The sequence below is a fragment of the Burkholderia sp. GW821-FHT14F03 genome (genome assembly GCF_058803765.1).
Map to the genome: position 1 here is coordinate 48,914 of NZ_JBXAPG010000013.1, position 13,939 is coordinate 62,852.

The following is a 13,939-nucleotide window of genomic DNA, read 5'->3' on the forward strand; positions in this document are numbered from 1 at the left end:
TCAGCCTCCTTCGGTGTCGAACAGCGCGTCGAGCGCGGCGAGGCTCGGCGCGAACGGCGCGCATTCGCGGAAGCCCTGTTGCAGGAAGGCCTCGATGCGCGGATAGAGCGCGATCGCGCGGTCGAGCTGCGCGTCGCGGCCGGCGGCGTAGGCGCCCACCGCGATCAGGTCGCGATTGCGCTGGTAGCGCGACAGCATCTGCTTGAACTGGCGCACGCGGTCGAGATGCGCGTCGTCGATCAGCGCGGTCATCGCGCGGCTGATCGATTGCTCGATGTCGATGGCCGGATAGTGGCCCGCCTCGGCGAGCGAGCGCGACAGCACGATGTGGCCGTCGAGGATCGCGCGCGCGGAGTCGGCGATCGGATCCTGCTGGTCGTCGCCCTCGGTGAGCACGGTATAGAACGCCGTGATCGAGCCGCCGCCTTCCGGGCCGTTGCCGGTGCGCTCGACGAGCGCGGGCAGCTTCGCGAACACCGACGGCGGATAGCCCTTGGTCGCGGGCGGCTCGCCGATCGCGAGCGCGATCTCGCGCTGCGCCATCGCATAGCGCGTCAGCGAATCCATCAGCAGCAGCACGTGCTTGCCCTGGTCGCGGAAATATTCGGCGAGCGTGGTCGCGTAGGCGGCGCCCTGCATGCGCAGCAGCGGCGACACGTCGGCCGGCGCGGCCACCACGACCGAGCGCGCGAGCCCGTCCTCGCCGAGGATCTGCTCGATGAACTCCTTCACTTCGCGGCCGCGTTCGCCGATCAGCCCGATCACGATCACCTCGGCGCTGGTGTAGCGCGCCATGGTGCCGAGCAGCACCGACTTGCCGACGCCGGAGCCCGCGAACAGGCCCATGCGCTGGCCGCGGCCGACGGTCAGCAAGGTGTTGATCGCGCGCACGCCGACATCGAGCACGTGATGGATCGGTTCGCGGTCGAGCGGGTTGATCGAGGGCGCGGTGAGCGGCGCATCGACCTGCGCGGCGAGCGGCCCGAGGCTGTCGAGCGGGCGGCCCGACGCGTCGACGACGCGGCCGAGCAGGTTCCAGCCGACCGGCAGCCGCTTCGCGCCGGACATCGGGTCGGCGATGGGCGCGCTTTCGAGCGGCCACACGCGCGCGCCCGGCAGCACGCCGGCGACGTCGGTGGTCGGCATCAGGAACAGGCGTTCGCCCGCGAAGCCGACGACTTCGGCCTCGGCGAGCGGCAGTGTGCTGCCCGGGGGCAATTCGATCGTGCACTCGGCGCCGACCGACAGGCGCAGCCCGATCGCTTCCAGCACCAGGCCGGCAGCGCGCGTCAGGCGCCCGCACGGGCGCAGCGGCAGCGCGCGGGCGTTACGCGCGCGCAGCGCGTCGAGATGCTGGCGCCAGTGGGCGAGATGCGGATTCGCGAGCGCGGCCGGCGCGGCGGCGCGCGCGCCGTGCGACGCCAGCGCCAGCTCGTGTTCGAGCGGCGTGAGGTCGTCGCGGGCGATCGCGTTCACCACGCGCTCACCTTGCCGAGCGCGGCGGCGACCCGCTCCCAGCGGGTCGTCAGCGTCGCGTCGACTTCGCCCGTCGCGGCGTGCGCGCTGCAGCCGCCGCGTTCGATCGCGGGCTCGGTGCGCACGCTCCAGCCGAGCGCGTCGAGTTCGTCCTTCAGGTAGGCCTCGATGACCGGCAGGTCGGCCGGATTCACGAGCAGGTAGGGGGCGCCCGCGAGCGCGGGTTCGGCCGCGAGGATCTCGCGGGCCGCCGCGATCAGCGCGGCGGGGTCGTGCTGCACGTGATGGCGCACGACCTGTTGCGCGATGTCGAGCGCGAGCGTCGCGAGGTCGTCGGCGAGGAGGTGTTCGACGCCGGCGAGCGCGTCCCTGAACGAGGCGGCGAGCGCCGCGAGCTGGGCGGCCTGCGTGTGCGCATCGATCTGGCCGGCCTCGAAGCCCTGCGCGCGGCCCTGTTCATAACCGGCCTGGTAGCCGAGCGCCTGGCCTTCGACGTGGCCCGCCGCATGGCCTTCCGCATGCGCTGCGTCGCGCACGCGCTGCAGGTCCGCCGCGAGCGCCGCCGCGGCCGCCGCGGCCGCCACGCCGCCGTCGTCGGGCGGCGGCGGGGGCGGCGGATCGAACGAGGCCATCTCCCACCGCTGGTACGCGGTGAGCGGCTTCGCGCGAGCGCTCGACGGATCAGACATAGGCGTCTTCCGCCTTGCCGCCGAGCACGATCTGGCCGCTCTCGGCGAGGTTGCGCACGACCTGCAGGATCTTGCGCTGCTGCGTTTCCACCTCGGACACGCGCACCGGGCCGCGCGCGTCGAGATCCTCGGCGAGCAGTTCGGCCGCGCGCTGCGACATGTTGGACAGGAACTTCTGGCGCAGCGCGGGCGGCGCGCCCTTCAGCGCGATGATCAGCGCCTCGGATTCCACTTCCTTGAGCAGCAGCTGGATCGCGCGATCTTCGAGGTCGAGCAGGTTCTCGAACACGAACATCTGGTCGACGATCTTCTGCGCGAGGTCCGCGTCGTACTGCTTGACGTTCTCCAGCACCGCTTCCTCATGCACGCTCGTCATGAAGTTGAGGATCTCGGCCGCCGTGCGGATGCCGCCCATCGGGCTGCGCTTCAGGTTGTCGCTGCCGGACAGCAGACCCGTCAGCACGTCGTCCAGCTCGCGCAGCGCGGCCGGCTGGATGCCGTCGAGCGTCGCGATCCGCAGCAGCACGTCGTTGCGCAGCCGCTCGGTGAAGCACGATGCGATCTCGGAGGCCTGGTCGCGATCGAGGTGGACGAGGATCGTCGCGATGATCTGCGGGTGCTCGTTCTTGATCAGCTCGGCGACCGCGCTCGAGTCCATCCACTTGAGGCCTTCGATGCCGCTCGTGTCGCTGCCCTGGAGGATCCGGTCGATCAGCACGCCGGCCTTGTCCTCGCCGAGCGCCTTGGTCAGCACCGTGCGGATGTAGTCGCTCGAATCGAGCGACAGCGCGGTGTGCTGCTCGGCTTCCTTGGCGAATTCGTGCAGCACCTCCTCGACCTGCTCGCGCGTGACGTTCTTCAGCGCGGCCATCGCGGCGCCGATCTTCTGGACCTCGCGCGGCGCGAGGAACTTGAATACCTGCGCGGCCTCTTCCTCGCCGATCGACATCAGCAGGAGCGCGCTCTTGGTCAAACCTTCAGCGTTCATCGGACACCCAGTTCTTCACGACGGTTGCGACGATCTTCGGATCCTGGCGCGCGATGGTGCGCGCGTAGTCGAGATTGCGTTCGTAGCGGCCCTTCTCGTTCTCGAACGCCAGCAGCGCGGGATCGGGTTCGTCGTTGGCGGCCGGCTTGTCCAGCGCGGGCAGGCCGTCGAGCGCGATCGGTTCGTTCGGCGCGGGCAGCGCCGCCGCGGCGACCGACTCGGCGGACGGAAACGCGCGGCGCATCGCCGGGCGCACGAACATGAAGTAGAGTGCGGCGGCCGCGCCGGCGATGCCGAGCCACTTCGCGACATCCTTGGCCAGCTCGATCATGTCCGGCTGACGCCACCACGGCAGGTCGGCGTACGGATCGGCGGCCGTCGTGAACGCGCTGTTGACCACGTTGACCGAGTCGCCGCGCTTCTCGTCGTAGCCCATCGCGTCCTTCACGAGCTGCTCGATCTGCGCGAGCTTCGGCGCGGGCAGCGGCTGCATCGTCACGTGGCCCTTCGCGTCGGCGCTCGGCTGGTAGTTGACCACCACCGCGACCGACAGCCGCTTGATGCCGCCCATCGCCTGCTCGACGTGGCGCACGGTCTTGTCGAGCTCGTAGTTGGTCGTTGAGTCCTTGCGGTCGCTGACCGGCGTCGACTGCGCGCCGTTCTGGCCGTTGCCCGCGACGATCGGCGCGGACGCCGGCTGCGGCGGCGTGTTCGACAGCGCGCCCGGCACGCCCGAGGCGCCGCTCTGCGCGAGTTCCGTCGCGGTGCTGGTCTGCTGGCTGCGGATCGCGGATTGCTGCGGCGTGGCGTTCGGGCCGTAGCTCTCCGAGGTCTGCTCGACCTTGGCGAAATCGATGTCGGCGCTGACCTGCGCGCGCGCGTTGCCGGCGCCGAAGATCGGCGCGAGGATCGCGTCGATGCGCTTCTGGGTGTTGCGCTCGACCTGCTGCACATACTTGAGCTGGCTCGCGTCGAGGCCGCTCGCGGCGGCGGGCTGGGTCAGCAGGTTGCCGTCCTGGTCGACGATCGTGACGTTCTTGACCGGCATGTCGGGCACGCCCGACGCGACCATCCGCGTGATCGCCGCCACCTGACCCTCGTCGAGCACGCGGCCCGGGTACAGGTCGACGAACACCGACGCCGACGGCGCCTCGCGGTCGCGTACGAACACCGACGGCTTCGGGATCGCGAGGTGGACGCGCGCGCCGCGCACCGCGTTGATCGATTCGATCGTGCGCTGCAGCTCGCCTTCGAGCGCGCGCTGGTAGTTCACCTGCTCGGCGAACTGGCTGATGCCGAATTTCTGGTTGTCCATCAGCTCGAAGCCGACCGAGCCGCCCTTGGGCAGCCCCATCGACGCGAGCCGCAGACGCGTCTCGTGCACCTGGTTCGACGGCACGAGGATCGCGCCGCCGGCATCGGCGAACTTGTACGGCACGTTGGCCTGTTGCAGCGCGGCGATGATCGCGCCGCCGTCGCGGTCGGACAGGTTGCTGTACAGCACGCGGTAATCGGGCGCGCGGCTCCACAGTACGAGGCCGACGATCGCGGCGATCGCGAGCGCGGTGATGATGATGAACGGCAGGCGCGGGTTGGTGCGCATCCGCGACAGGCCGGAGAAGCGCTCGGCGAAGCCGCCCAGGCCGAAGTCCGCGCCTGCCCCTGCGCCGCCCGGCAGCGCGCCGGCCGCGGCCGCGGCATTGGGCGGCGTGGCGGCGAGGCTCGCGCGGGCATCGGGGTTGATCAGCGAGTTGGCCTGCGAATCCATGCTTCGGTGTTCTCCAAGCGGGCTTAGGGCCCGTTCGGACGAGCGGGCGCACATTGACACGATGCGATTATCCGTACGCGCGTGCGGGCTGATCGGAGGAATAGAGCGGGGTTTCACCCGTACTTTCGCGGCTTTGATGCGAGCCCGGCTGCTATGCTTTTTCGCAATCCGGCATGGCCCCCGCGACGGGCGCGCCACCGGACGACGGCCGGCCCTCGACCCGGCCGGCTTTTTCGCGGAGAACCACATGACTGCCCCCGTCAACGGAATCGCTTCGGCTTTGCAACAGATGCAGGCGATGGCCGCGCAGGCGTCGGGCGGAACCGCCAGCCCCAGCGCCGCCCTGGCGGGATCGGGCGCGGCCACGGCGGGCACTTTCGCGAGCGCGATGAAGGCCTCGCTCGACAAGATCAGCGGTGACCAGCAGCGCTCGCTCGAACAGGCCAAGGCATTCGAGATCGGCGCCTCGAACGTGTCGCTCAACGACGTGATGGTCGACATGCAGAAGGCCGGCATCGGCTTCCAGTTCGGCCTGCAGGTGCGCAATAAGTTGGTGAGCGCCTACAACGACATCATGCAAATGTCGGTTTGAGTCGGTTTCGGGGTGTTTTCCGGGCGTTTTCCCTAAAGCTTTTACATTCCTTTCCGATAACTCCGGTAGACCTTCTCGCACCGTGCGCTGCGCGGCGGCGGGCCTGACCTACGCCACTTATCTCAAAATTAGGAGGCCGCCATGTTTTCCCCAGGACACGCTGGAGCCAGCGCCTATGCTCGGGTCGGCGTCGAAACAGGGGTGATGGGCGCGAACCCTCATCGTCTGATCGCCATGCTGTACCAGGGGGCGCGGCAAGCCATCGCGCTGGCGCGGATGCATCTGCAACAGGGCAATGTCGCGGCGCGCGGCGATGCGATCGGCAAGGCGATCCGGATCGTCGAGAACGGTTTGCAGCAATCGCTGAACCTCGACGTCGGCGGCGAGATCGCGGGCCGGCTCGACGCGCTTTACACCTATATCAGCCGCCGGCTGCTCGAAGCCAACGTGCAATCGAGCGAACCGATGCTGGTCGAGGTCGACGGGCTGCTCGCCACGCTCGAGGAAGCCTGGACGGGGATCGCGCCCGAATTCGCGAAGATGAGCGCACAAGCCGGGACGGAATTGCCGAGATGAGCCCGAAAGCCGAATACATCGCACGCTACGAAGCGATCGCGGCCGTGTCCGGCCGCATGCTGATCGCCGCCCGCGGCGAGGAGTGGCAGGCGCTGGGCGGGTTGCAGGAGGAATATCTGCGGCTCGTCGACAGCCTGAAGGAGGCCGCCGGGCCGGGGATTGCGCTCGACGAGTCCGAGCGCGGCCGCAAGTACGAACTGATTCGCCAGATTCTCGCCGACGACGCGGCGATCCGCGATCTCGCGAGCCCCGACGTCGCGCGCCTGTCGGCGCTGTTCGAAACCGGGCGTTCGACCAAGGTGTTGAAGGACCTGTACCAGGCGCGTCGCTGACCGTCCGATGCACACGCGCCGGCGCCGCGCGGCGCCCGTCGCGCCGGACGGCCGCTGCGCGGAATCGTCCCGCTTTCTCTCCGGCCCGCGCCAGGATTCACGATGACCGGTATCGACACAGTTGCCGCCGCCATCCTGGCGAGCCGCATCGACAGCCTGCTGAATACCCCCGTGACGGCCCCGTCGGCCGGCGCCGCGACGCCGCAGGTCGGCACCTCGGCGACCGCGTCGGGCACGGCCGCGCCCGCGCCGCTGCCGGCCGGCGCGGCCGGGCCGCCGCTCGCGTCGGCGCAGGCGGTGCTGTCCGAGGTGGCGCTGACGCTCGATGCGATTTCCCGTTTCGGCGGCGAAGCGAGCGCGCCGGTGCTGGGCAACGCGCCCCTGTTGCCGAGCGGGCCGAGTCCGCAGGCCGCGACCGCGCAGCAGCCGGCGGCAGCCGGCGGCGCGCCGGCCGACGCCGCGGCGCGCGCGCAGGCCTCGGGCGGCGCGCCGGCTTCGCCCGCGGCGGCGCTGAGCAGCGCGCTCGTGCAGGCGGTGGCCGACAGCGGCCTGTTCTACGAATCCCATCTTGCCCAATGGCTGGCCGGCCAGCGCAGCTTCGCGATGCTCGCGCGCGAGCCGCAGGCGCAATTCGCGGATGACGGCGTGTTTGCGTCGGCGCGGCCGGGCGGGGCGCAGCCCGCGCCCGACGATCCGCTCGCCGAGGCGCTCGCCGCGCGCCTGCCCTTGCCGCAGGCGGGCCGGCCGGCGGGCGACGCCGGCGCGCAGACGCAGGGCGCCTCCGCCGCGCCGCAGAACCCGGCCCAATCCGGCGCGGGCGCGCCGCCCGCCCGCGCGGCCGGCGCCTATGGAACGCCGGAGCCGGACGCCAAGACCTTGAGCAGCAGCGCGACCCAGGGCGCGACGCGCGGCGAGGCGAGTGCCGATCCGCCCGCCTCGCTCGCGTCGTCGCTGCATCCGGCGACGCTGCCGATCGTGCGCCAACAGCTCGACTTGCTGGCGACCGACCAGTTTCGCTGGATCGGCGAGGTGTGGCCGGGCGCGCGGCTCGACTGGCTGATCGAGCCGGACGACACGCGCGGGCGCGACCCGGGGGCGGCCGATCCCGGCGACGGGATCGCCTGGCGCACCCGGCTCACGCTGGCCTTGCCGTCGCTCGGCATGGTCGACGCGGACCTCACGCTGAATGGCGAGCAGATCACCGCGCGCCTGCGCGCGAACGAGACCGGCGCGGCGCGGCTTTCATCGCATGGGGAACAGCTGCGCCAGCGGCTCGCGGCGGCGGGTCTGCAACTGAGCGGGCTGTCGATCCGCGCGATCGAGGATGCCCCGGAGAGCTTCGACACCGCCGCCGCGCACGCCGCCGCGTCGGCCTATGCGCGCAGCGCGGTCGTGACCGAGGTGCTGCCGGCCGAACCGAAGCCGAAGCAGCCCGCCCGGGCCCCGGTGCGCGATCCGCTCGACGACTGGGAGCTGCTGCCATGAGCCGCACCCATCGCAAGAGCGCGGCCGCGCTGGCCTACGACGCGAAGGGCGGGGATGCGGCGCCGCGCGTGATCGCGAAGGGCTACGGGCTGGTCGCCGAGATGATCGTCGCGCGCGCGAAGGAGGCGGGCCTCTACGTGCATACGGCGCCGGAGATGGTGTCGCTGCTGATGCAGGTCGATCTGGATTCGAGGATTCCGCCGCAGTTGTATCAGGCGGTGGCCGAACTGCTCGCATGGTTGTACGCGCTCGAAAGCGACGTCGGGGACGGCGCGGGGGGCGAGTCCGAGCCCGAGCCGGCATTTCCGACGCTGAAGCCGGCGCGTTGAGTGGAGAAGGCGGGTTTTGGTGAAAAATGACAAGCGACTATTGTCTATGTCTCGCGGCATCCCAAGCGGTTCCCGAGCGGACTGCCCGACGCTTCCGACCTGAGTGGAGGTGAGCGTTGCCGAGCAGCGGGCTCAAGGGGCCCGGTAGGGACGTCGATGTGCCGACGTCTGTCCTGAATCGTATCTGACAAGCGAACATTGTCGATTTCCACTCGACGAATGCGAGCGCTTGCCGATCTGCCCTCGGGCGGCGATTGATCGAGTCGAAATGCGACTCTGCCATGCGCGCGCAAGCGTCGCGGCGCGGAAGCAAATGCACGAGACGTGTTTTGCTCGGACGAAATATGACAAGTAACCATTGTCAATTTGCATTCATTGCATGTGTGCGGCCTGCTGCCGAATGCCTCAGCAGACGGGGCAATCGCGCGTGATGGCGCGACAACCGCCCCGACGCGGCACCGTGCACGTTCGGCGCGAATGCGAGCGCTTGCCGACCTATCCTCGGACGGCGCTTGATCGAATCGAGATGCATCCCGGCCATGCGCGTGCAAGCATTGCGGCGCGGAAGCGAATGCCCGAGGCGTGTTCTGCTCGGATGAGGCGTGACAAGCAGCTATTGTCAATTTTCATTTGCCACATCCGCGTGGCCTGCCGCCGAATGCCTTCGCAAATGGGGCAATCGCGCGCGATAGGGAGGCGAACGCCTCGACGTCGAAATCCGAACGCACCGCGCTCGCCCGCCCAATTTCCTGGCGTAAATGACAAGCCTGACTTGTCGTCAGCCGCGCGACCGCATCGACATCGCGGTCCGCTCATCGCCCGCCCTCCGGCTCACCCGTCCCGCAAGACCGGCCAATAGCCGCGCAGCGACGCGCGCGTCGCCGCCACCGCGTCGCGTTCGGGCTGGCTCAGCGCATGCTGGACGAACGCATGCGGATCGACGAACGGCGCGTCCCAATCGACGAGCCCCTCCAGCACGCCCAGCGTCGCGATCGGCAGGTAGGGCAGGCTGTAGCCGCCTTCCTGGACCAACGCGATCCGGCCGCCGCACAGCGTTTGCGCGGCCTGCCGCAGCGCGCGCGCCATCCGGCGGAAGCCGTCGCGCTGCACGCGCATGCGGCCGAGCGGATCGAGCGCGTTCGCATCCTGTCCGGCCGACACGAGGATCAACGCCGGCCGGAACGCGTCGAGCAGCGGCAGCACCAGCGCGTCGAACGCGTGCGCGTAGCCCGCGTCGCCGGTGCCGGACGGCAGTGCGACGTTCACGTTGTGGCCGAGCGCGGGCGCGACGCCGGTTTCGTCCGGCCGCCCGCCGTCGAGCGGGAAGTTGCCGGTCTCGTGCAGCGAGATGAACAGCACCGACGGATCCGCGTAGAACACCTGCTGGGTGCCGTTGCCGTGATGCACGTCCCAGTCGACGATCGCGACGCGCTCGATGCCGTGCGCGGCCTGCGCGTGGCGGGCCGCCACCGCGATGTTGTTGTAGTAGCAATAGCCCATCGCGACCTCGGCGCCCGCATGGTGGCCCGATGGCCGCACGAGCGCGTAGGCCTGCCGCAGCGGGCCCGCCAGTACCGCGTCGACGGCCGCGCAGGCGGCGCCCGCCGCGAGCCGCGCGATGCGCTCGGTGTCGCTGCCGCCCGCCGCGTCGTCGCCGAGCGGCACGATCGCCGGGCCGGCGAGCGCACAGGTTTCCGCGAGCCAGCGCAGGTAGCCGGGCTCATGCACGCGCAGCAGCTGGGCGTCGGTCGCCGGCGCGAAGGCGAGGCGCGTGAGGCGCGCATTCATGCCGACCGCATCGAGCAACTGCATCGTGTAGGCGAGCCGCAGCGGGCTGTCGAACTGCTCGCCGAGAGTCAGCGTGCCGTGCGGCACCGTGTAGACGAGATCGCCCTGCCGGTGCTGCAGGAACGCGGGATCGAACAGCAGGCCGGTCGGTATCACGGGGTCGCCTCCCTGGGCTGGCGCCGCCGGGGCGCGCCCGGCGGAATGCGATGACGAAGGCGGCCCCGGTCTCGACGGCCGGCCGCTGCCGATAGCGTACGCATCGGCGCGGCATCCGGATAGGGCGGACGCGCGGCGCGCGCCCCGGCGAGGCGCCCGGACCGCTCCCGGACCCGGCGCGGATTGAGCCGGGATGAAATTTATGTAATGATATCCATTCTCATTTTGAACCGAATGGGCGGCGCACGACGGAGTCGTGCGCCGCCCGTTGCCTTTGTGCGGATGGAGCCAGCAGCGTGAACGCGCCCGAATCGATCGAATCCCCCCGGCTGGCCGGCGTCACCGTGCTGCGTCCCGCGCCCCGCGCGATGGAGGCCGGCGAGCTGGCGGCCCGCCGTCAGCGCTCGCGCCGCGCGACCTTCATCAAGTGGCTGCGCAAGGTGCACGGCTGGGTGGGGCTGTGGGGCGCCGTGATGGGGCTGCTGTTCGGCGTGACGGGCGTGCTGCTCAACCACCGCGCGCCGCCGCTCAAGATCTCGTCGGGCGAGCCGCAGGTCCAGCAATTGCAGCTGGCGCTGCCCACGCCCGCGCCGGCGACCCCGGCGGCGCTCGCCGCGTGGCTCAAGCGCGAGCTGAAGTTCGACGGCGAGCCCGGCCGGCTCCGCAAGGAACCGGCGCAGCCGGTCGCCTGGGGCCAGCGCAAGCTGATCCAGCCCGAGCGCTGGCAGGTCGGCATCTTCGGCCCGGGCAGCAACGTGCAGGCCGAATACTGGGTGGGCAACGGCTACGTGTCGGTGAAACGCAGCGAGAATGCGTTCCTCGCGACCCTCAACAACCTGCATCGCGGCGTCGGCATGAACCTGTTCTGGGTGCTGCTGATGGACACCATCGCCGGCTCGATGATCCTGCTGTCGCTGACGGGCGTGCTGCTGTGGACCGAGCTGAACAAGCGCCGCACGGTCGGCGTCGTGCTCGTCGTCGGCTCGGTGGCGGCCGCGCTCGCGGCGGGCCTCAGCTGACGCCGCAGGTTCCGCCGTCCGTCGCGGCCAGCTCGCGCGCGGCTTTCGCCCCTTCCACCTGAAGAATCGTCGGCAGCGACACGCCGTTCTTCGCGGCCGTCACCTCGGCGAGGATCGACACCGCGATCTCGGGCGGCGTGCGGCTGCCGATGTAGATGCCGGCGGGGCCGTGCAGCCGCGCCAGTTCCGTCGCGCTCAGGTCGAATTCGCGCAGCCGCTCGCGGCGCGCCGCGTTGTTGCGCCGCGAACCGAGCGCGCCGACATAGAACGCGGGCGTCTTCAACGCCTCCATCAGCGCGAGATCGTCGAGCTTCGGGTCGTGGGTCAGCGCGATCACGGCCGAGCGCGCGTCGAGCTTCATGTCGAGCACCGTGTCGTCCGGCATGGTGCGCACGATCCGCGTGCCCGGCACGTCCCACGCATCGGTGTATTCCTCGCGCGGATCGCACACCGTCACCTGATAGTCGAGCCCCGCCGCGATCTGGCACAGATAGCGCGACAGCTGGCCCGCGCCGATCACGAGCATCCGGTAGCGGGGGCCGTGCACCGTCGTCAGGCGCGCGCCGTCGAAATGCAGCGTGTCGGCGGCCTGCGCGGGCGCGAGGGTAACCGCGCCGGTCGCGAGTTCGAGGGTGCGGGTCACGAGGCGGCCCGCTTCGACCGCGTCGCACAGCGCCGCGATCTCGCCGGCGGCGCCGAGCGGCTCCAGCACCAGCTCGATCGTGCCGCCGCAGGGCAGCCCGAAACGGTGCGCCTCCTCGGCCGTGACGCCGTATTTGACCGCCTCCGGGCGCGCGTGCGGCGCGATGCCGGCCGCGTGCACGCGGGCGATCAGATCGTCCTCGATGCAGCCGCCCGATACCGAGCCGACCACGAGCCCGTCGTCGCGCACCGCGAGCATCGCGCCCTCGGGGCGCGGCGACGAGCCCCAGGTCTGCACCACCGTGACGAGCAGCGCGCGCCGGCCCTCGGCGAGCCAGCGCGCGCTCGTCTTCAATACTTCGAGATCGACGCTTTCCATCTTCCGTTCCTTGTTGCGGGGCAGCCTGCGGGCCGTCCGATGGCGCGATTATGAACCGCCCGCCGCGACGCTGCAGGCGCAGGCCGCGCCGGCCAAAAAAAACGGCGCCGCCGCCGAAGCGGGGCGCCGTGGCCCGGGGCGCGAGGCGCCCTCGGCGGCCGGTCAGTGCGGGTTGCCGTGCGCGAGCTTCGAGCGGCTGCGCGAGTACGCGAAGTACACGACGAGGCCGATCGCGAGCCACACGAGGAACGCGACCCAGGTGACCCATTGCAGGTTCAGCATCAGGAACAGGCAGGCCGCGACCGCGAGCAGCGGCACGACCGGCACGCCCGGGCAGCGGAACGCGCGCGGCAGGTCCGGATGGGTCCGGCGCAGCACCAGCACCGCGATCGACACCATCGAGAACGCCGCGAGCGTGCCGATGTTGATCAGTTCCGCCAGCACGTTGAGCGGGATCAGCGCGGCGATCAGGCCGAAGAACAGGCCGACCAGCCAGGTGGTGAGGAACGGCGTCGCGAAGCGCGGATGCACGCTCGACAGCGCGCCGGGCAGCAGGCCGTCGCGCGACATCGCGAAGATGATGCGGGTCTGGCCGTAGCTCATCACGAGGATCACGGTCAGCATGCCCAGCACCGCGCCGAGGTCGATGAAGCCCGCGACCCAGCGCTCGCCCGCCGCCTGCAGCGCGTACGAGATCGGGTGCGAGATGCTCGCGTACTGCGCGGACGGCACGATGCCCGTCGCGACGCCGGCCACCGTCACGTACAGCACGGCGCACACGGCGAGCGAGGCGATGATGCCGATCGGCAGGTCGCGTCTCGGATTCTTGACTTCCTCGGCCGCCGACGACACCGCGTCGAAGCCGATGAACGCGAAGAACATCACCGCGGCCGCGCCGAACACGCCGTTCCAGCCGTGCGGCATGAACGGGGTCCAGTTGGCGGGCTTGACGTGGAACACGCCGACCGCGATCACGAGCAGCACCACCGAGACCTTCACGAACACCATGATGTTGTTGACGCGGGTCGACTCGCGGATGCCGACCGACAGCAGTGTCGTGATCACCAGCATCACGAGGAACGCGGGCAGGTTGAAGTAGGTGGTGACGCCGGGGATCGCGCCGGGCGCGGCGCTGAGCGCGGCCGGCAGCGAGACGCCGAAGCCCTGCAGCAGCGACTGCAGGTAGCCCGACCAACCGACCGACACGGCCGAGGCCGCGAGCCCGTATTCGAGCATCAGGTCCCAGCCGATGATCCAGGCGGCCAGCTCACCGAGGGTCGCGTACGAATACGTGTAGATCGAGCCGGCGACCGGGATGGTCGACGCGAATTCCGCGTAGGACAGCGCAGCGAGGCCGCACGCGATGGCGGCGATCACGAAGGCCAGCATCAGCGCGGGGCCGGCCTGCACGGCGCCCGTGCCGGTCAGGACGAAGATGCCGGTGCCGATGATCGCGCCGATCCCGAGGAACGTGAGGTCGAGCGCGCCGAGGGCTTTCTTGAGCCCCGCGGCATGCGCACTGGCGATCATGTGATCGACGTTTTTCTTGCGGAAGAGAGACATTGCGGATGGATGACCTGAGGCGCGCCAGGCGCGCGTCGGATAGTGGAAAATCCGTAATTTTAACGGATAAGGGCTGCGCCGCCGAGTTCCGCGATGCCGGCGCGCGATGGAGCCGGCATTGAATCATCCAATGAAAACAGATGCTTGCGCGCGCAAC

The 13,939-nt window shown here is 70.3% G+C and carries 13 protein-coding genes; 6 read left to right on the plus strand and 7 right to left on the minus strand.

What is annotated here, in order from left to right:
* From fliI to fliF, 4 genes are read right to left on the minus strand one after another with little or no spacing between them, the layout of a single operon-like run.
* Window positions 1-1,479, minus strand: coding sequence for a flagellar protein export ATPase FliI (gene fliI, locus AC1RQF_RS10930; protein ID WP_443111545.1), 1,479 nt, complete (start codon window positions 1,477-1,479; stop codon window positions 1-3).
* The gene (gene fliH / locus AC1RQF_RS10935; protein WP_273999555.1) at window positions 1,473-2,165 is read right to left on the minus strand and encodes a flagellar assembly protein FliH; all 693 of its coding nucleotides are present in this window, start codon (window positions 2,163-2,165) and stop codon (window positions 1,473-1,475) included. The genes fliI and fliH overlap by 7 nt, the downstream gene beginning before the upstream one ends.
* Window positions 2,158-3,153: a flagellar motor switch protein FliG gene (gene fliG / locus AC1RQF_RS10940; RefSeq protein WP_252982468.1), complete on the minus strand. Its 996-nt coding sequence runs from the start codon at window positions 3,151-3,153 to the stop codon at window positions 2,158-2,160. Before fliG ends, fliH begins: the two co-directional genes overlap by 8 nt.
* Window positions 3,143-4,921 (minus strand): flagellar basal-body MS-ring/collar protein FliF, encoded by a 1,779-nt coding sequence (gene fliF / locus AC1RQF_RS10945; RefSeq protein WP_273999554.1) that lies wholly within the window; start codon window positions 4,919-4,921, stop codon window positions 3,143-3,145. Before fliF ends, fliG begins: the two co-directional genes overlap by 11 nt.
* 247 nt (window positions 4,922-5,168) lie before the next feature.
* On the opposite strand from fliF, the gene fliE reads away from it, so the two are divergent.
* The 5 genes from fliE (at window position 5,169) to AC1RQF_RS10970 (ending at window position 8,235) form a co-directional block, all read left to right on the plus strand.
* Complete coding sequence (gene fliE / locus AC1RQF_RS10950) at window positions 5,169-5,513, plus strand: flagellar hook-basal body complex protein FliE (RefSeq protein WP_273999552.1); 345 nt, start codon at window positions 5,169-5,171, stop codon at window positions 5,511-5,513.
* Between the two features lie 141 nt (window positions 5,514-5,654).
* Window positions 5,655-6,089: a flagellar export chaperone FliS gene (fliS, locus tag AC1RQF_RS10955; RefSeq protein ID WP_273999551.1), complete on the plus strand. Its 435-nt coding sequence runs from the start codon at window positions 5,655-5,657 to the stop codon at window positions 6,087-6,089.
* Window positions 6,086-6,421: a flagellar protein FliT gene (locus tag AC1RQF_RS10960; protein ID WP_273999550.1), complete on the plus strand. Its 336-nt coding sequence runs from the start codon at window positions 6,086-6,088 to the stop codon at window positions 6,419-6,421. The genes fliS and AC1RQF_RS10960 overlap by 4 nt, the downstream gene beginning before the upstream one ends.
* A 102-nt stretch (window positions 6,422-6,523) precedes the next feature.
* Window positions 6,524-7,906, plus strand: a complete 1,383-nt coding sequence (gene fliK / locus AC1RQF_RS10965; protein WP_492872042.1) for a flagellar hook-length control protein FliK — start codon at window positions 6,524-6,526, stop codon at window positions 7,904-7,906.
* Window positions 7,903-8,235 (plus strand): EscU/YscU/HrcU family type III secretion system export apparatus switch protein, encoded by a 333-nt coding sequence (locus AC1RQF_RS10970; protein ID WP_273999548.1) that lies wholly within the window; start codon window positions 7,903-7,905, stop codon window positions 8,233-8,235. Before fliK ends, AC1RQF_RS10970 begins: the two co-directional genes overlap by 4 nt.
* An 831-nt stretch (window positions 8,236-9,066) precedes the next feature.
* On the opposite strand, the gene AC1RQF_RS10975 is transcribed toward AC1RQF_RS10970, so the two are convergent.
* Window positions 9,067-10,179, minus strand: coding sequence for an arginase family protein (locus tag AC1RQF_RS10975; RefSeq protein WP_273999546.1), 1,113 nt, complete (start codon window positions 10,177-10,179; stop codon window positions 9,067-9,069).
* Between the two features lie 296 nt (window positions 10,180-10,475).
* On the opposite strand from AC1RQF_RS10975, the gene AC1RQF_RS10980 reads away from it, so the two are divergent.
* A complete protein-coding gene (locus AC1RQF_RS10980) occupies window positions 10,476-11,198 on the plus strand; it encodes a PepSY-associated TM helix domain-containing protein (RefSeq protein ID WP_273999544.1) in 723 nt (240 codons plus the stop codon).
* Here the strand turns inward: AC1RQF_RS10980 and AC1RQF_RS10985 are convergent.
* Together AC1RQF_RS10985 and bcaP are read right to left on the minus strand one after the other, a co-directional pair.
* Window positions 11,191-12,219: an XdhC family protein gene (locus tag AC1RQF_RS10985; protein ID WP_273999542.1), complete on the minus strand. Its 1,029-nt coding sequence runs from the start codon at window positions 12,217-12,219 to the stop codon at window positions 11,191-11,193. The genes AC1RQF_RS10980 and AC1RQF_RS10985 overlap by 8 nt on opposite strands.
* A 162-nt stretch (window positions 12,220-12,381) precedes the next feature.
* The gene (gene bcaP, locus AC1RQF_RS10990) at window positions 12,382-13,782 is read right to left on the minus strand and encodes a branched-chain amino acid transporter BcaP (RefSeq protein ID WP_492872045.1); all 1,401 of its coding nucleotides are present in this window, start codon (window positions 13,780-13,782) and stop codon (window positions 12,382-12,384) included.
* Between the last annotated feature and the right edge of the window lie 157 nt (window positions 13,783-13,939).